Here is a 17859-nt window from a genome sequence, read left to right as displayed (position 1 = left end):
CGCCGCTCGCTTCTTGCCATTGGACGCCCATGAAGACTCGCTACGCGCTCGCCATCGCCCTCGCCGCCTCCATCGCCACGGCCCTCGCCGCGTGCGGGGGCACCACGAGCGTCGCGGACGACGGCGGCACCACGCCGGCGGACGCCAGCACCGACGCGACCTCCGCGACCGACGCACCCGACACGGCGCCGCCTCCCGTCGACGCCAGCCCGGTCGACGGCTCGCCCGAGGGTGGCGACGCGAGCACGTGCGTCCAAGCGCCCACGGTAGGGACGCCGTGCACGAGCGGCCAGAAGAGCTGCGACAAGATCGACGGCTGCTGCCTGCCCCAGGTCGTGTGCGACGCTACGAAGGGCACCTGGGAGCTGTTGCAGCTGCGGTGCCCCTGCCAGACCGTGCCGTGCGGCTCGAGCACGTGCCCGGGCACGCAGTACTGCCAAGCGCAGGCCTCAGGCGTCGACGGCGGCGGCACCTCGTACGCGTGCATGGACTACCCCAAGGCGTGCGAGCGACAGTGGACCTGCGCGTGCGTCCAGGCGAACGGGCCGGCGCGCTGCGCGGCGTCTCCCGCCAGGTGCGTCGAGCAGAGCGGTCGCCCCTTCCTGACCTGCGGCGGTCAGTAGGCGCGCGCGGGCCGACGGCGCTCGCCGGCAGGCAGGCCCGTGGAGCTCACCCGAGCGAACCTTCGAGGCGCGTGCACAAAGTCTCCAGAGCCTTCTGCCGGGCGTAGTGCTTGTCGTTGGCCTCGATGAGGGTCCACGGCGCGTACGAGGTGCTCGTGCGATCGATCATGTCGCACGCCGCGATCTCGTAGGCGTCCCATTTGTCGCGGTTGCGCCAGTCTTCGTCTGTGATCTTGAAGCGCTTGAACCGGGTGGTCTCGCGCTCCTTGAAGCGACGGAGCTGCTCGTCGTTGGTGACCGCGAGCCAGAACTTCACGACCACCACGCCGTGGGTCGAGAGCTGCAGCTCGAAGTCGTTGATCTCGCTGTAGGCGCGGCTCCACGCGCCCTGCGCGCAGAAGCCCTCGACCCGCTCGACGAGCACACGGCCGTACCACGAGCGGTCGTAGATGGTGAAGCGGCCGCGCCCGGGCAAGTGCCGCCAGAAGCGCCAGAGGTAGGGCTGCGCGCGCTCCTCTTGTGTGGGGGCCGCGACCTGGATCACCGAGTATTGCCGGGCGTCGAGCGCCGAGGTGATGCGGCGGATGGTGCCGCCCTTCCCGGCGGCGTCGTTGCCCTCGAAGACCAGGACGACCGAGCGATCGCCGAGACGGCGGCTCAGCGCGTTCAGGCGACCGAGCATCTTCGGGAGCCCCTTCTCGAAGCGCGCCTTGCCGAGACGCGTGCCTTGGTAATCCAAGGTCTGGAGAATGCGCACTCCGTCGACCGAGGGCAGGAGCGGCGGGACGTTCGCCGCATGGGGCTGGGCCTTGCCCTTCGGGACGGTCGCGCCGAGCCGCTCCCTCAGGCTCTTCAAGATCTGCGTCGCCACGGTGAGCGTTCGGTAGTTCGCGTCGGCGCCCTCGAGCACGATCCACGGCGCATCGCCGGTGCTGGTCTGGCGGAGAACGCGCTCCGAGACCTTCGCGAACCGGTCGTAGCGCGCGAGGTTCTTCCAGTCGGTCTTGGTCACGCGCCAGCGCGTGGCCTTGCTCTTGGCGAGGGCCTTGAGTCGCTTCTTCTGTGCATCCTTCGAGAGGTGAAACCAGAACTTGAGGACGAGGGCGCCCTCGTCGCAGAGCATGCGCTCGAAGCGGTTGATGCGACCGATCTCGACGTCGAGCGCCTCGCTCGAGAGTCTGGAGGTGGCGCGCCCCACGATGGGCTGGGTGTACCAATTGCCAAACAGCACGCCGATCTTGCCTTTGGGCGGGAGCGCGCGCCAGTAGCGCCACATGAGCGGCCGCGCGCTCTCTTCTTCGGTGGGCGGCCCGAAGGCGTGGTTCTGAATGTGCCGTGTGTCCATCCACTCGTTCAGCAGGTTCACGGTCTCGCCCTTGCCCGCACCGTCGACCCCATTGATGAGGATAATCACCGGGAAGGTGTGCTTCTCGATGAGGTCGTACTGGGCGTCGAGGAGGTCGGCGCGGAGGGTGGCCGCGCGCTTCTTGAAGGTGGCGTCGTCGATGGCGTGACCGAGCTCGGCTGATTCGAACATAAGCCGAGGATAGCCACTTTCGCGGGCCACGACCGCGGTTCAAGTGCGCAGAAACTGCGCCTCTGCGGCTCACCGCGCGAGCAGCCACCCGATCGCGACAAGGAGGAAGAGGGCGGCGATCCCGAGCGCCAGCCCGATCGGGGCCGCCTTGCCCGAAGGGACGGCGGACGGCGCGACCGGCGCGGACTCCGGCGATGGGGCGACCTCGACGCGCAGAGCGCGGACGGTGGATGGGCCCCTGACCATGTCGGAGGGGTCGTCGTCGTCCGCGCCGAGCTGCTCGAGGACCTGCGTCAGCCCGCGGAGGTCGGGGGCCCGCTCGGCGGGCGTCCGCGCGAGGCCCCGATCGAGCGCCTCGCGGAGCGCGGCCGGCGCGTGCTTGAGCCTCGCCGTGGAGGGGAGAGTCTGCGTGCAGAGCATCAGGATGAGCGTGCCCAACGTGGGGGCGTTGGCGTACGGGTTCTTCCCCGACAGCGCCTCGAGCAGCGTCACCGAGAAGCTCCACACGTCGGTGGCGGGGGTGAGCACGACGGCCCGCCGCGCCTGCTCGGGCGACATGCAGCGGGCCGCGGGCTCCGGCGGCGCGTCCGCGAGCTGCACGCCCTCGGCCTCGTCTCCCGCGATGACGGCCGGCTCGGCGTGGAAGAGCCCACCGAGGCGCGCCGTCGCCCCTGCCCCGAGGTAGACGACCTCGGGGCTCACGTGGCCATGCACGAGCCCGCGGGCGTGGAGCGGCGCGAGCGCAGCGGCGACCGCGGAGAAGACCTTGTACGCGGCGGCGAGCTCGAGCGGCCCCTGCGCGAGGCGCGCGGCGAGGGTCACGTCAGCGCTCGCCTCGGTGGCGACGAAGGTCTGATCGCCGTCGACGCCGACGTCGAGCACGCCGAGCGACAGTGAGCTCTGCACCTCCCGCAGGGCGCGCGCGCGCGCCCTGCGCGCCTCCGCGCGGGGGCCGGTCGCGCCATCGAAGAGGGCGACCTCGCACGGGGTGCGGCCGCGCCGCGCGGCGTACAGCGTGCCGTGAGGCAGCGCGCGGAGCTCCGCCCCGAGGTCGTAGCGACCGCCGACGGTTCGGCCCGTGTACCCCACGGAGAGCGGCGCGTGCTCGCTCGACGGCGCCTCGTCGACGCGCGCCACGGCCGCGCGTGTGTGGACAGAGAGGGCCACGAGCTGGTCCGACCTGAGGATGGGCGGGCCCGCGAGCGGCTCGAGCTCGGCGGCCAACTGAGCGGCGTCTGCGAAGCGGGTCCCAAGATCGCGCGCGAGCGCCCTGTGGACCACCGCGGCCAGCGCCTCGGACACCCACGGCGCCGTGTCGCGGAGCGCAGGGACGCCGTTGCTCGTGAGCGCGATCGCCAGGGCGGGGAGGCTGACGTTCCGAGGGAAGGCGGGAGCCCCGTTCAGCGCGTAGTAGAGCACCATGCCGAGCCCCCACACGTCGGCCCTGTGGTCCACGAGCTTCGGCGACAGGAGCTGTTCTGGAGACATGTAGAGGGGCGAGCCGAGCGCCGATCGGGTGGAGGTGACCTCCGAAACGCCGGAGTCGACGAGCTTCGAGATGCCAAAATCGCAGACCTTCACGACGACGGCGTTGCCCTCCACGTCGAGGAAGATGTTCGCGGGCTTGAGGTCGCGGTGCACGATCCCGAGGGCGTGCGCCGCCGCCATGCCGCGGGCCGCATCGGCGACGATGCGCGCGGCCACGGGGGCCGGCAGCGGGCCCGTGCGCGCGAGGGTCTTCTCGAGGTCCTCGCCGCGCATGAGCTCCATCGCGAGGTAGCCGACGCCGAGGGCGTCGTCGACGCCTCCGTCCAGGACCGACACCACGTGACGGTGGCGAAGGCCCGCGGTGATGGAGCACTCGCGGTTGAAGCGGACCTGGGCCTCTTTGCCCATCAGATCGCTGGCCGAGGCCGACATGAGCTTCACCGCGACCGCCGCGCCGTCGGGGCCCACTCCCCCGTAGACCTCGCCCATACTACCCACCGCAATTCGCTTTACGATCGAGTACTTGCCACCGATGGTGCGGCCCACGAGGGAGGGGGGGGCGCCGGAGGTCATCCCCTCAGGGATAGCACGCGACGGCACCACGGACAGGGCAAGAGGTCTCGACGGTCGCTGGCCATCTGGCCAGACCTGGCGCGGGGCGAGCGCTTCAGGACGTTGGGCTGGCCTCGCCCCCGAGTTGGCTGAGCTCCGCCTCGATCGCCTCCCACTCGGTCATCCAGGCATCGATCTTGGCGGCCAGCTCCGCGTCTTCGCGCTCGAGCCGCTGCACCTCGCGCCCGCTCCCTGCGTCCAGCGTCACCTCGAAGAACGAGGGCGTGGAGTAGAGCTCGGCTATCGCGCGACGACGGGCCTCGGCCTGCTCGATGGCGGCGAGCACCTTGTCGCGGCGCGCGGGCAGCGCGTTTCGCTGGTTTCGCCGTCGCTTCTGCTCTTCCCAGGAGAGCGTGGGCTCGGCGCTCGGCGCCTCGACCGCGCCGCGACGGGGCGGTGTGCTGTCGCGGGGTTCACGGGGTGCGGCCTTGGCCTTCAAGACGACCGCGTCGGCGTCGAGGTGATCGTCGCCGCAGCGCTCGAGGTACTCGTCGTACGTGCCCGGAAAGTCACGCGGTCCCTCCGGAGTGAGCTCGAAGATGCGCGTCGCGACCTGCGAGACGAACCACCGGTCGTGCGAGACGAACAGCAGCGTGCCCTCGTAGGCGCGCAGCGCCTCGACGAGCGCGGCGATGGCCTCGAGGTCGAGGTGGTTCGTCGGCTCGTCGAGCACGAGGAGGTTGGGTCGTTCGACCGCGATACGCCCGAACACGAGCCGCGCGGCCTCGCCTCCCGAGAGCGACCCGATGGGCTTCTTCGCGTCGTCACCCGAGAACAAGACCCGCCCGAGCTGTCCTCGGACGTAGCTCGTCGCCTCGGCCGGACACGCCTCCCACATGAAGTCGAGGGGGGTCATCGAGCCGTTGCGGAGCACGTCGTGGTGGTCCTGGGCGAAGTAGCCCGCGCGCACCTCGTGACCGAAGCGCACCTTTCCCGCGTCGGCCTCGAGCTCGCGCATGATGATCTTGAGCAGGGTCGACTTGCCGAGCCCGTTGGGACCGATCACGGCGATGCGCTCGCCGCGGCGGAGCGTGAGCGAGACGTCCGTGAGCACACGCTTCTCGCCATAGCTCTTCGAGACGGCCTCGACCTCGAGAACGTCGCGCCCGCTCGGCCGCTCGGGGGTGAAGCGAAACACCGGCGCCCGGCGCGAGGTCTGGGCGAGCTCTTCCACCTCGATGCGCTCGATCTGCTTGAGGCGGCTCTGCGCCTGCTTCGCCTTGGTCGCCTTGGCGCCGAAACGCTCCACGAAGGCTCGCTTCTCCGCGATGATCTTCTCGGCGCGCGCGATCTCGTCTTCCTTGCGCGCACGCGCGGCGGCCTTCTCGACGACGAAGGCGCTGTAGTTGCCGGTGTAGGAGGTGACGGTCTGGTAGTCGACATCGAGGATGTGCGTGGCCACGTTGTCGAGGAAGCGTTGATCGTGGGAGATGACCAGCGCCGCCCCGCGGTAGGCGGCGAGGAACTTCTCGAGCCAGCGGATCGACAGAATGTCGAGGTGGTTCGTCGGCTCGTCGAGCAGGAGGGCGTCGGGCCCGCCGACGAGCACCTGCGCGAGCAGCACGCGAAGCTTGAAGCCGCCCGAGAGCGTGGCGAGCGGCAGCGGGTGCGACGAGGCGGGGATTCCGAGCCCCACGAGGATGGCGGTCGCGCGCGCCTCCAGCGTGTAGCCGTCGCGGCTGCCGAGCCCAATCTCGATGTCGGCGAGGCGCTCGGGCTCGCCCTCCCCGTGATCGATGATGCGCGTGCGCTCCTCGAGGAGCGCCCACACCTGGGCGTCCCCTCGCATCGCGACGCTCAGGATGGGCTCCGCGTCGTCGAGGAAGTGGTCCTGGCGGAGCACGCCGATGCTCGCGCCGCTCGGGAGCGTGACGCTGCCCTCACTGGCCGGCTCGTCGCCCGACACGACACGCAGGAGGGTGGTCTTCCCCGAGCCGTTGGCGCCCACCAGCCCGTAGCGCGAGCCCGCGTTGAGCTGGAGCGTGACGCCCTCGAAGAGGGTGCGACCACCGAACGACTTGCCGAGCTGCGAGATCCCAATCATGGCGCGCAGAACCTAGCCTGCTTGCCCGGGCCGCGCGCGCAGATCCGGGCCGGCGCCGGACCCCGGCGTCAGGTCGCCGCGCGCGCCGCGTAGAAAGCGGCCAACCCGTCCACCATCTCTTGCCACACGCGCCCGAGCGCCCCGTCCGACCGGATCGCCGCGACGTAACCCCGGACGTGGGGGTGGCCCTTGAGGAGATCGGTGCGCTGCGCGAAGTCCATCAGGCCGTCCAGCGAGAAGCGGACCGGTGTGAGCCAGACGTCGGCGAGCGTGACACGCTCGCCGCAGACGAAGCGGTGACCATGCGCCATCAGGGCGTCGAGCCGCGTGAGCCCGTCTTCGAGCTTCAAGAAGCCCTTCTGGAGCGCGGCCTCGTCGCGAGCAGGGGCGTCGAGGAGAAAGAAGAGCGACATGATCGGCGCCATGACGTAGGCGTCGATGGCCTCCGTGACGAAGCGCACGCGCGCACGCGCCGCGGGTCCCACCGGGAGCAGCGGGGTCTCCGGGAACGCCTCCTCCAGATACTCGACGATCACGCCGGACTCGGCGAGAGGCGTCCCGTCGTCGAGGAGCAACACGGGAATGCGCGCGAACGGGCTGATGTCGCGGAACTCGGGCGACGTGCGCCAGTCGGGCGGTGGGAGCTGGATGTCGACGTTCAACCCCTTCGAGTAAATCGCCGCTCGCACACGCGCGGAGTACGGAGAGAGCGGCAGCGAATAGAGGAGCATTTCGACACGCTACGCGGCGTGCCCCGAAGCGACAACAGTGCGCGGATTGATCGAGGCCAGCGGTCTGGTAGGTTGTTCGGCATGTACACCCGGAAGACGCTCGTCCTCACACTCGCGGCTGTCGGAGTGCTCCTCGCGGGCGGGGCCGCGGCCTGCGTAGGCGACGATCCGCAGTCCGCCGGCGACGCGGCGACGACGCCGACCGGCACGACGACCGCGACGGGCACCACGACCGCGACGGCGCCCACCGACGGCGCGACCCCGCCTCCCACCGACGGCGCCGCTCCGCCTCCCGACGCCGCCGCGCCCCCCGACGCCGCCGCTCCGCCCGACGCCGCCGCGCCCCCCGACGCGACGGTCGACGCGGGGGGCGACGCGGGGGGCGACGCGGCGCCGAACATCGCCTGCGTCCCGGGCGCGCTGTCCTCCACCGCCTTCGTCACCAGGTGCCAGGCGAACCCCTCGGCCGTGAGCCCGGGCGGAACGATCGTCCCCGGCATCTACAACCTCACCGGCGCCACCCGCGGGCTCTACTGCACGCAGACCTACATCATCGGATCAGCCGAGGTGTTCACGACCCCAGGCGGCGACCTCATGATGCGCAGCCTCGTGTTCAAGCGGGCGGCCCCCGGCGACGTCGGCGTCAAGGTCCAAGGCACGGCGTGGCTCCGGGGCGGCGGCACCTCGTTCTCGCGCGTCGAAATGTGCGACCCGGGCCGCATCGGCGAGACCGACCTCGGCTCGCTGCAGTCCACGGTGGTGGGCGGCACGCCCGTGTTCACCCTCACGTTCCCGCGCTCGCCGGGCGCGCAAGAGGAGTGGACGAAGGTCCCCTGAGATCCTCGGGGGACCCAGGCGACGTGTCGCACGGGACGCGGCACGGCCCTCCCGGCCCTATCGGTCCTTCTGGGCGGGCTCCGCGGCGCGAACGGCCTCCGCGCTCGCGGCGGTCCACACCCGCACGCAGACGTCGTCGGAGACGTGCCGCACGGCGAGCGACGGTGCGATTGGCGCGATCGGCGGGACGGGCACGGCGAGCGGCGATGGGACGTTGCCGGCGAGCGCCGCGCCTGAGGTCGCGGTGGTCGCCGCCGCGGGGACCTTCGGAGCGCCGAGCACGGCCAAGGGGCGCCCCTCGGCGTCGGGCCCGCACATCCGCGCCTCGGCGCGCGCCACCGTGAGGTCCCGCTCGAGCGAGCCCACCTGGACGCGCGCCAGCGTGAGCGGGGCTCCGCCCGAGGCGCCGAGGCGCACGCGCAGCTCGTGCCCGTGGTCTTCGCTCTCCACCGGAAGCATGTAAAGCGCACGCACGCGGAGCTCGGCCATGCCGTCGGCCGCGGCGGCCCGGAAGGCGTCGTCCTTCACGTGAAGAACGACCCCGGCCATGTGCGGACGACCGATGAGCGGGTGCGCGGTGGGCGGGCGACGCGGGACGCGCGTATAGGTCACCGGCCCGCCCGCGGCGGCGTGGGCCTCCAGCTCTCCGTCGGCGACGTGGTGCAGGTGCGCGTCGAGCGCGAGCGGGGCGCCCGGACCTCCGAAGGCGAAGTAGAGGTCGAGGTCGCCGCCCTTCCAGTCGCCGCGTGGCAACGTGAGGGAGTGGGTGACGACCACCCGATCCTTGGTCACCCCGACGCGGACGCGCGCGACGCTCGGGAGAAACGGCAGCGGGCCGACCTCTCGCTGCGAGGCCGCGTGCCCGCTCGAGGAGCCCAGCGCGGCCGCGAGCGCGAGGAGGGCGCCGACGCTGGCGAGGCGAACGCGATGTGCCATCAGCCGAGCTCCCGCTCAAGGGAGGACGCGACGGTCGACGCGCGCTCGGCGAGCGCGGCGCCGTCGAGCGGCACGCCGACGAAGGTGGTCGCGAGCGCAGGCAGCGCGAAGCGGGCGCGGAGCGCGCGCGCCGCGCGGGGGTTGCGGTAGTAGTCGTCGTCGAAGGCCGAGACGAGCGCGTCGTGGTGCTCGCGCGAGGTGAGGGCCGCGACGAAGCGCGCGGGCTCGTCGTCGGACACGCGCGGGCTGAGATAGGCGGCGGCCGCGTGGGGGCCGCCAACGGCGTCGTCCGAGCTGCGCGCCGCCGGGGAGCGCGGCCCGTCGAGGGCGACGAGCATCGCGGTCGCGCGATCGCGAAGCGCGAACAGCAGGCTCACCGCGAGCACCCTCGACGCGTCGATGGCCGGGCCCCGCCCGGCGCCGAGCTCGCGCGCGAGGAACGGCCGCGAAGCGATGCACAGCGCGAGCAGCGCGCCGGTTCGGTGGGCGTCGACGAAATAGGGATCGTGGGCCAGCGCGAAGGGCGCGTACCGGAGGCTCTCCTCGCGGTGCAGCGCCTCACCGTACCGCGCGGCCGCGAGGAGGAAGCTCCCGGCGCCGAGGGGACGGGGGACGCGCGCGGAGGGGCGCGCCCGCCCGCCGAGCGCGGCGAAGCGCGCGTGGAGCCACTCGAGCGTGAGCCGCGCGGGCCAGTCGACCCCGGCGGCGTCGCGCCCGAGGGACGCGCGGAGGGCGTCGAACGCGGAGAGCCCCGCGCCCCCGGTGCGCGCCTTGTGCGCGCGGCCGACCACGGCGCGCGCGAGGCCGTCGGTCGCCTGCAGGAGGCGCTCTGCCGCGGCGCGGAGGTCGGCTTCCGTCACGCCGGGCAGGTTGGAGTCGGGGGCGGCTCGCGGCGCGAGGGAGAGCTCCGCGGCGAGCACGGCGATGAGGTCGGCGGACACGCCGACGACGAGTGACGATGGCGCGTCGGTCCCGCCGGGAGGCGTCGGGCCCGCGGCGCCCGGCACGAGCTCCCGCTGGAGGATGGCGCGCCCGAACCTCCCGGGCAGCCCGAGCCGGCGGGCGGTCTCCTCGAGCCTCTCGCGCCGCGCTTCGCGGGCCGCGTGCACCCGCGGCGCGATCCGCGCGGCGCGCTCGGTGAGCCCAGTGAGCCCGCCGGACGAGTCGAGGGCGAGCCGCTCGAGCAGCGCGGGCCCGGGCAGCTCGGCCGCGGGCTCCTCCGCGCCCGGCGGGGGTCGGAGCGCCTTCGCCTCGTCGGCCTCGAGGTCCCACCCGACCCGCGCCAGCGTGAGATGTGCGACCCACCGGGCGAGGGACGCCGGGAGCGCCGACGCGCCGTGGCCGGGCGCCGCGAGGACCAAAGCGTCGTACGCGCGCCGCCCGGACACGCGGCGGAGCGGCTCGAGCGGGCACGCGGGGAGCTCGGCCTCGATCGCCCCGGCGCCGCCGGACGCGTACGCCACGAGGCCCAGGCGACCGCGCTCGAGCGCGCGAGCGCCGCGCTCGACGTCGCGCGCGGCGACGACCAGGGGATCTTGCGCGTCGCTCATCCGTGCACGGTGCTCCGCGCCTCGTTCTCGGCGAGGCGCTCGACGATGTCGCCCTCCGCGGCCGCGAGCAGCCCCAGGCGCCGCGCCACCAAGGCCTCGTCGCCGAGCGCCGCGCGCACGGCCAGCTCTCGGTAAGTCGCGAAGTGGCGCGCTTCGCACACGAAGAGCTCGTCGTAGAAGGAGCGCAGCTCGTCGTCGCCCTCGACGACGTCACGGAGCAGCTTGAAGCGCTCGCACGAGCGCGCCTCGATGAGCGCCGCCGCGAGCAGGCGATCGACGAGGAGCGGCGTGCCGTCGCGAGGCAAGGCCTTGCACTCCGCGCGGAGCGCGGCCGCGTACGCGTCCACCGGGGGATGGCTGAGGGGCACACCGCGCTGCTGGAGGAACCCCACGACCCTCTCGAAATGATCGAGCTCCTCGCGGGCGAGCGCCGTGAGCGCGCGCACGAGAGGGAGGTTGCCGGGGTGCCTCGCGACGAGCGAGAGCGCGTGGGTCGCGGCCTTCAGCTCGCAGTGGGCGTGGTCCACGAGGACGCCCTCGAGATCCGCCGCGGCGGCGCGCACCCACCCCGGATCGGTAGCAATCGTGAGGCACAACATCGGGCGCGTTCTACCGCACGACGGGGAGCTTCGCCTCGTTGACGGCGAGCATGCCGCCGACCATGTTCATGGCCTTGGTGAAGCCGAGCTGGGCGAGGACCGTCGCGGCCCGGCCCGAGCGACCGCCCGAGCGGCACACGAGCACGAGCTCGGCGGCCTTGTCCCAACCCGCCGCCGCGGCCTCCACAGTCGCGAGCGGGACGGACTCGGCCCCGTCGAGGTGGCCAAGATCGCCCACGAACTCGTGGGCCTCGCGCACGTCGACGACGCGAACCTTGCCTGCAGCGGCGACGACGGCGGCCGGCGTGATGTCGCGGTAGCCCAGGGCGTTCGGGGTGGCAGACTCGTGTATCATACAGGTTTATTCTCCGCGGGTTCCGGGGGGTGTAGCAGGGGTGTAGCATGGCCCGGCGCAGCCGCCCTCCCGCGCGCGAGCGACACGGCGGCCACCACCAGGACAAGGGCCAAGGCGATCGGCATGCCCACGTCGCGGAGCGCCCCTGGGAGCTGTTTTCCAAGGAGGAACACGCCCATCGCCAGCACGAGCCAGCCGAACCCCTTGCGGAGCAGCTCGGGCCTCACGCGGCTCGCGAAGCGCGCGCCCACCAGGCTGCCGGCGACGCACGCGGCGGTGACGACCGCGAGGAGCGGCAGGTGGAGGGAGACGTGCGCGACGTGCCCCGCGAACCCGGCGAGCGACTGCATCGCGATGACCATCAGGGACGTGCCGACCGCGCGGGGCATGGGGAGGCCGCCTATGAGCGACAGCGCCGGCACCACCAAGAAGCCGCCCCCGGCGCCCACGAGCCCGGCGACGACCCCGACCGAGAACCCGAGCCCGAGCGCCTTGGCGACCGCGAGCTCGCGCTCCGTGGTGTGACCCGTGCGCCTGCCCCGCAGCATCGCCGCAGAGGTCAGGAGCATCATGAGCGCAAACGCCCCGAGCAAGACCGCCGCCGGGACGAAGTGCGCGAGCCGCCCGCCGAGGTAGGCCCCCGCCATGCCCGCGACGCCGAAGACCGCGCCCACGCGCCCCACGACGTTTCCGGCGCGCGCGTGCGCTACCACGCCCACGAGGCTCGTCACGCCCACCACGAAGAGCGAGCTCGCGATGGACTCGCGCGCGTCGAGCTTCACCACGTAGACGAGCATGGGGAGCGTGAGGATCGACCCGCCTCCCCCGAGGAGGCCGAGCGTGATCCCGATGAGGGTGGAGAGGAGCGCGGCGACGGCGAGCATGGACCACGTGAGAGCCTATTCGACCCGCGACCGGTTCGGATCGCCCCCGTGGGGCTCCTTCGGGGCGGCAAGACGGGCGCCGAGCACGCGCCGCCGCGCGTGACGGGCCGCGACGGTTCGCTATTCTGCGAGGCGCATGCAGCCGCCTTCCCCTCGCCTCTCGCTCGAACGATCGTCCGCCCGCCTCGGCGCGCTCGCCGCGCTCGCCGCGCTCGGCGCGCTCGGCGTCGCGGCGTGCGATCGGAGCGGGCCCGCAGCCGCGGCGAAGGACGCGGCGCCTGCGCCGAGCAGCAGCGCGTTTGGCTTCGTGGTGCCTCCCCCCACGGCCATGGTGATGCCCGACGCTCCCGACGCCGCCCTCCCCGCGCAGTCGACGTGGTCGGTGGCCAAGCTCCCCGGCGAGAAGCTCGAGCTGCGCTACCCGGGCGAGCTCTTCCTCCTCGACGAGGAGAAGAACGGAGTGGTCCTCACCTCGCAGCTCAGCGCGGCGCCCCTCGAGGTGAAGGGCGGCGACGGCGCGGTGCCGCCGGCCTACGTCTTCCGCGGGCGGCTCCGTCTCCTGCAGCACGACCTGGTGGAGGCCGCCAAGGCCGAGGGCGTGGCGCCCATGTTCCCCGGCGGAAAGCGCGACGCCTTCGTCGAAGCCACCGGACGCTCGCAGAAGCTCACGGTCGCGTCGCATGCGGCCTACATGCAACGCGTCATGGCCCACGGCTTCAACGCCACGGTCGTCTTGGTCGAGCTCGCGCCCAAGCGCACGCTCATCGCCCGCTTCGACACGATCGGCGAGGAGCTCCGCCCGCGCGTCGAGCCCTCGAGCTACCGCCCGGAGGCGTGGCAGCAAGACCTCGCGATGGCGGTCGTCACCACGCTGCGGACCGCGCGGTGAAGCTCCAGGACGAGAGCCACTGGAAGCAGCTCGCCGCGCCGCGCGACGGGTACTTCGACCTCGCCACGCGCGACACGGGCGAGGTGCCGGTGCGCCTCTTCCTCACGCGCGCGCTGCTCGTCGAGGCCGAGCCCACGCTCTACCGGCAGATCGTGAACGCGACGCGCTTCCCCGGCACGAAGCTCGCCTGCGTGACCCCCGACGTGCACCAGGGCTACGGCGTGCCCGTGGGCTCGGTGATCCTCACGTCGCGCGACGGCGGCGCGGTCGCCATGGGGCCCGTGGGCTTCGACATCGGCTGCGGCATGATGAGCGCGAAGAGCCAGGTTCCGTTCGAGCGCGCCACCTACGACCGCAGGCTCGCCTTCAACGCCGAGGTCACGAAGCGGGTCGCGCTCGGCGCAGGCGGCCAGAGCTCCCGGCGCTCGCTCTCGCCGGCGGAGCTCCAAGAGATCGTGCGGGGCGGCGCTGAGCACTACGCCGCGAAGCTCTCGAGGCTGCGAGGCGAGGCCGCGGCGCCCCGCGACCGCGCGGAGCGGCAGCGGCTCCCCGTGCGCGACACCTGGGACATCCCGTGGGGCGGCAAGGGCACACCCGAGCGCGGCCTCGAGCAGCTCGGCACGCTCGGCGGGGGCAACCACTTCATCGAGCTGCAGCGCGGCGAGCCTTCGGGCACGCTCCACGTGCAGGTGCACACGGGCAGCCGAGGCTTCGGCCACGGCCTCGCGACGAACTACTTCGAGCTGTACCGCGAGGAGCAGCGCTCCGCGGGCGCGGAGCCGGGCGAGCTCGATCTGGGCTATTTCACCCCCGAGTCGCCGCACTTCGAGGGCTACCTCGACGCGGTGGCGGCGGGCGCGAACTTCGCCATCGTGAACCGCCTCGTGCTCTTCGAGGAGATCTCGGCGGCCTTCCGGAAGGTGTTTCGCGAGGACCTCGAGCTGGTCTACGAGATCAGCCACAATTTGGTCCAAGCAGAGGACCACCCCGAGCACGGCCCCGTGTGGACCCACCGCAAGGGCGCGACGCGGGCCTTCCCCGGCGGGCACCCGGCGCTCGTGGGAACACCCTGGGAGGTCGAGGGACACCCGGTGCTCATCCCCGGCTCGAACCGCGACAAGAGCTTCATCTTGCGACCGCTGCCGGGCGCGGAGAAGAGCGGCTTCTCGGTGAACCACGGCGCGGGCCGCCGGCTGTCGCGCGGCGAGGCGAAGCGCGTGCTGTCGCAGGAGAAAGTGAACGAGCAGTACCGCCGCGACGGCATCGTGGTGAACACCGACCTCGAGGTGCCGCTCGACGAGTCGGACGCCTGCTACAAGTCGAGCGAAGAGGTGGTGCGCGCGGTCGCGGACGCGGGCCTCGCGCGGGTGGAGGAGACGCTCTTCCCGCTCGCCTCGCTGAAGGGGAACGACGAGGCTCGCCGGCGCGACGTGGCGCGCGAGCACAAGGGCGAGAAGCGCGCGCGCGACAAAGAGCGAGACGCGGCCCGGCGAGCCCGTAGACGCTGAGGCCCTCGCTAGCGCGCGTACACGATGACGTCGTGGTAGCGCGCTTCGGAGGCGCCCGGGTTCTCGTACACGTGCGGCGCGTCGGCGAGGAACGACACGCTGTCGCCCGCGGCCAGGTCGTGCACCTCGGCGCCGAGCCGCAGCCGGAGCGCGCCGGTGAGCACCACCACGAGCTCGCGCGTGCCCGGCGCGTGGGCCTCCGACGCGTAAATGGAGCGGGCCGCGAGGCGCAGCTCGTACACTTCCACGAGCGGCGACGAGCCGGCCGGCGCGAGCGGGCGGCTCTCGAGCTTCCCGTCGGGCGAACGGAGCACCTGCACGTCGGCGCGCCGCAGCACCGCGGCGCCGCTCTTCGACCCGCCGATGAGCTCCGCGAAGGGGAGGCCGAGGCCGACGGCGATCTTCCAGAGGAGGGCGAGCGTGGGGTTCGTCTTGTGGGTCTCGATCTGCGAGAGCGCCGCGCGGCTCACGCCGGAGGCGCGGGCGAGGTCGTCGAGGGACATGCCGCGAACGCGCCGGGTGTCGCGGAGCTTGTCGGCCACGCGGCGCCCGAGCTCGGCCGCCCCAAGGTCGTCGCCCGGGGTCTCGGCCCCGCGCCCGCGCCGCACGCTCTGCGCCTCCGGCGCCGCTCCTTTGCCCTTCGTCACGCGACCCTCCAAGAACGGCGCCCGACGGTAGCACAGCCGCAGGGGCCGCCTCGCTCCACCCCTGCCCGCGGAGCACCTTCATGGCGACACCTCGCCTCCGGCTCGGGACCTTGGTTCGCCCCCTCGGGGCTCACACCAGGTTCCCCTCGTAGGCCTCGAGGAGGGCCTCGAGCACCGCGATCTCGCGCCGCAGCTCTTCGCCCTTCTCGGTGTCGGCCACCCTGCGCGGGGGCTCGTGCGACGCGAGCGTGGTCACCGTGGGGATGATGTCCGCGCCCGACGCCACGGCCTCCTCGACCGACTCGAAGTGGTGGTGCTGGGCGAGCGCCGTGCGCCCCGCCTCGATGACCAACGTGAACCCCTTGTCGCCGTAGGCCTCGGAGAACGCGCCGTCGATGGTCACCGCGCGCCCGCCGCGCTTCACCGGCGACTCGCCGGCCTCCAGCTTCACCGGGACGTGCCCGTTCACGATGAGGCCCCGCGCCTCGTCGACCCCGAGCTCGCGGCAGATGCGCGCGCAGAACTCCGGCTCGTGGAGGAGTGAAAAGTAAGGATTCTTTACCTCCTTCGCGGCGGCACGATCGGCGATGAAGTGCGACTCGAACGTGGCCATTCGGTCCTTGCCGAAGAGCGGAGAGCGCGGCCCCGTCCACAGATACCAGAGCATGTCGACGTCGGCGGAGGCGCGGCCTTTGAAGGCCCGGTGCACCGTCCGCTCGAGCCCGGTGAAGAGCTCGCGGCCGCTCCGAGGCTCGCCGTCCACGACGAGAGAGAGGGGTAGGCCCGCCTCGTCGACAGGCACACACCCGTGGAAGATGACGGTGGTGTCACGGCAGAGGCTCATCGACCCGCGGCGCGCGAGCCAGCCCATTTGCGCGCGGAGGGTCGGGCTGGCCAGAAACGAGGCTTGCAGCCGATCCATGCAGGCCTGCTCGTCGGCCGAAAGCGCGTACGGATCTCCGTCGTGGTCGACCGTGGGCAGGCAGGTGTCGAGCAGCGGATGCGTGACGCCGTCGATGGTGACCGTGCCGGCGCGCGGATCGATGCGGTGGAGCAGCTGTCGGTGCTCCATGCCGTACTCGGGGCGACGGCGGCTGAGCTGCCCCTCGAGCTTGAGCTGAATGATCGCCATGGCCTTCTGCATGCGCGCCATGAGCCGCGGATCGCGGAGCCCCTCGCCCTTCACGTCGAAGCGCTCGGCGGGGTCATCGGCGTACACGGTGCGCGCGAGCCGCTCGATCGGCGCCACGCTGATGCCGTATCCCTCCTCGATCTGCGTGAGGCGTCGGTAGCGGATCGAGATGCGGAGCACCGTGGCGATGAGCGCGGGGCTCCCGAGGCTCGCGCCCATCCAGCTCACGTCGTGGTTCCCCCACACGACCCTCACGTGGGGCTGGCGCATGAGGAGGCTCACGACGCGATCGAGCCGCGGCCCGCGATCGCCCAGATCGCCCGCGACGATGAGCTCCGCCACCGAGAGGTTCCGGATGACGTAGGCGGCGGCGCGGAGGAGGGCCACGTCGCGGCCCTTGCGCACGAAGGGGTCGACCAGCGCCTCGAGGAACGCCTTTCGCTGCTCGATGCCGCGCGCCGCGATGAGCTCGCGAAAGAGCCCCGCGAGGCCCGGCGGGAACAGGCGCTCGGCGTGGCGCAGGGTGTAGCCCTGCATGAGGTGGCGGAGCAGCTCGACCTCGCGCGCGAGGGTGGCGAGGAGGAACGCGCGGCGCTCGAACCCGGGCTTCGCCGCGTTCCACGCGTAGGCCTCGCGCGGATAATAAATGATGGCCAGGAGATCGCGGATCTCCTCCGGGGAGAGGCGCCCGGCGAAGAGGCGCGTCGCGAGCGGGCGCAGGCTGCCCGAGGCGTTGTTCACGATGTGTTTCAGCTTCTTGTCCTCGCCATGCACGTCGCTGACCACGTGAATGGTGCCCTTCGGCAGGGTGAGGATGCCCTCCAGATACCCAATCTCGGCGACGACGGCGTCCGCCGTGGGGTAGCGCCGGGCGAGCGCGCGGAGGAGCGGCAGCGCGATGGGTTCGGACATCGTCGCGAGCGTACACGACCCGACCGCGGCCGCCTCGAGGGGAGCGGGCTGCGCTATCCTGGACGCGTGCATCCCATCACCACGCGCCTCGCCGTACGGGTCGTCGCCACGCTCGTCGCCACGCTGGCCGCCACGCCGCTGCTCGCCTCGTGCGCCGCGCGCGGGGAGGCGCCGGAGGTCGTCGCGAAGCGCTACCTCGAGCTCGGCGCGCAGGGCGATCTGTCCAAGGTGCGCCCGCTGGTGCTCCCGCGGTGCGCGACCACCGGCGTGGGCTCGGTCGACGCGGTGAAGATGATGGGCGCGCGCATGACCGTGACGGAGATCACCACGACGCGCGAGGGCGACGGGAGCGGAGACGCGGCCACCGTGCGCTACACGGTGAAGGGCTCGCTCGAAGCCAAAGAGGGGCGCACCGAGACCGACATCTTCGGCAAGACCGTCGCCGTGAAGGTCGGCCCGATGTCGGTGAAGGGCCTCACGAAGCAGGGAGATCTGTCGCTCGTGCGCCACGAGGGCCGGTGGGTGGTGTCGTGCCGGTGAGCGCCGCCGGCACGGGGTAGGCCGCGCCGCTTCGC

At 72.5% G+C, this 17859-nt stretch carries 16 protein-coding genes; 5 read left to right on the top strand and 11 right to left on the bottom strand.

The features are described 5' to 3' along the window. Positions 1-29 precede the first annotated feature (29 nt). Positions 30-623, top strand: a complete 594-nt coding sequence (locus IPQ09_12160; GenBank protein MBL0194959.1) for a hypothetical protein — start codon at positions 30-32, stop codon at positions 621-623. A gap of 46 nt (positions 624-669) precedes the next feature. On the opposite strand, the gene pap is transcribed toward IPQ09_12160, so the two are convergent. From pap to IPQ09_12140, 4 genes are all read right to left on the bottom strand, one after another. Beyond that, positions 670-2160: a polyphosphate:AMP phosphotransferase gene (gene pap, locus IPQ09_12155; GenBank protein MBL0194958.1), complete on the bottom strand. Its 1491-nt coding sequence runs from the start codon at positions 2158-2160 to the stop codon at positions 670-672. A gap of 69 nt (positions 2161-2229) precedes the next feature. Beyond that, positions 2230-4221 (bottom strand): protein kinase, encoded by a 1992-nt coding sequence (locus IPQ09_12150; protein MBL0194957.1) that lies wholly within the window; start codon positions 4219-4221, stop codon positions 2230-2232. A 94-nt stretch (positions 4222-4315) separates the two neighbouring features. After that, entirely contained in the window at positions 4316-6304 is a 1989-nt protein-coding gene (locus IPQ09_12145; GenBank protein ID MBL0194956.1) for an ABC-F family ATP-binding cassette domain-containing protein, read from the bottom strand. Positions 6305-6372: 68 nt separating this feature from the next. Then, entirely contained in the window at positions 6373-7035 is a 663-nt protein-coding gene (locus IPQ09_12140) for a glutathione S-transferase family protein (protein ID MBL0194955.1), read from the bottom strand. An 81-nt stretch (positions 7036-7116) separates the two neighbouring features. Between IPQ09_12140 and IPQ09_12135 the strand changes: the two genes are divergently transcribed. Further along, complete coding sequence (locus IPQ09_12135; GenBank protein MBL0194954.1) at positions 7117-7872, top strand: hypothetical protein; 756 nt, start codon at positions 7117-7119, stop codon at positions 7870-7872. Between the two features lie 57 nt (positions 7873-7929). Here the strand turns inward: IPQ09_12135 and IPQ09_12130 are convergent, their stop codons facing one another. The 5 genes from IPQ09_12130 to IPQ09_12110 are packed head-to-tail and all read right to left on the bottom strand — an operon-like array spanning position 7930 to position 12196. Beyond that, positions 7930-8808 carry a hypothetical protein gene (locus IPQ09_12130; GenBank protein ID MBL0194953.1) on the bottom strand — a complete coding sequence of 293 codons (879 nt, stop codon included), beginning with the start codon at positions 8806-8808 and terminating at the stop codon, positions 7930-7932. After that, on the bottom strand, positions 8808-10358 hold the full coding sequence (locus IPQ09_12125; GenBank protein MBL0194952.1) for a hypothetical protein: 1551 nt from the start codon (positions 10356-10358) through the stop codon (positions 8808-8810). The genes IPQ09_12130 and IPQ09_12125 overlap by 1 nt, the downstream gene beginning before the upstream one ends. Next, positions 10355-10957: a tRNA-(ms[2]io[6]A)-hydroxylase gene (locus IPQ09_12120; protein MBL0194951.1), complete on the bottom strand. Its 603-nt coding sequence runs from the start codon at positions 10955-10957 to the stop codon at positions 10355-10357. Before IPQ09_12120 ends, IPQ09_12125 begins: the two co-directional genes overlap by 4 nt. A 10-nt stretch (positions 10958-10967) precedes the next feature. Beyond that, positions 10968-11312 carry a rhodanese-like domain-containing protein gene (locus tag IPQ09_12115; protein MBL0194950.1) on the bottom strand — a complete coding sequence of 115 codons (345 nt, stop codon included), beginning with the start codon at positions 11310-11312 and terminating at the stop codon, positions 10968-10970. After that, positions 11309-12196 (bottom strand): sulfite exporter TauE/SafE family protein, encoded by an 888-nt coding sequence (locus tag IPQ09_12110; protein ID MBL0194949.1) that lies wholly within the window; start codon positions 12194-12196, stop codon positions 11309-11311. The genes IPQ09_12115 and IPQ09_12110 overlap by 4 nt, the downstream gene beginning before the upstream one ends. A gap of 136 nt (positions 12197-12332) precedes the next feature. Between IPQ09_12110 and IPQ09_12105 the strand changes: the two genes are divergently transcribed. Both IPQ09_12105 and IPQ09_12100 read left to right on the top strand, forming a co-directional pair. Next, positions 12333-13085: a hypothetical protein gene (locus IPQ09_12105; protein ID MBL0194948.1), complete on the top strand. Its 753-nt coding sequence runs from the start codon at positions 12333-12335 to the stop codon at positions 13083-13085. Further along, entirely contained in the window at positions 13082-14593 is a 1512-nt protein-coding gene (locus tag IPQ09_12100) for an RtcB family protein (GenBank protein MBL0194947.1), read from the top strand. Before IPQ09_12105 ends, IPQ09_12100 begins: the two co-directional genes overlap by 4 nt. 8 nt (positions 14594-14601) lie before the next feature. Here the strand turns inward: IPQ09_12100 and IPQ09_12095 are convergent, their stop codons facing one another. Beyond that, positions 14602-15240 carry a helix-turn-helix transcriptional regulator gene (locus IPQ09_12095; protein ID MBL0194946.1) on the bottom strand — a complete coding sequence of 213 codons (639 nt, stop codon included), beginning with the start codon at positions 15238-15240 and terminating at the stop codon, positions 14602-14604. A gap of 130 nt (positions 15241-15370) precedes the next feature. Continuing rightward, positions 15371-17284, bottom strand: coding sequence for a fructose-bisphosphatase class III (locus tag IPQ09_12090; protein MBL0194945.1), 1914 nt, complete (start codon positions 17282-17284; stop codon positions 15371-15373). Between the two features lie 66 nt (positions 17285-17350). Between IPQ09_12090 and IPQ09_12085 the strand changes: the two genes are divergently transcribed. Then, complete coding sequence (locus IPQ09_12085; protein MBL0194944.1) at positions 17351-17824, top strand: hypothetical protein; 474 nt, start codon at positions 17351-17353, stop codon at positions 17822-17824. Positions 17825-17859: the final 35 nt, after the last annotated feature.

It is taken from the genome of Myxococcales bacterium (genome assembly GCA_016720545.1).
GTDB lineage: Bacteria > Myxococcota_A > Polyangia > Polyangiales > Polyangiaceae > JAAFHV01.
This window is presented reverse-complemented; position numbering and strand designations above follow the sequence as displayed.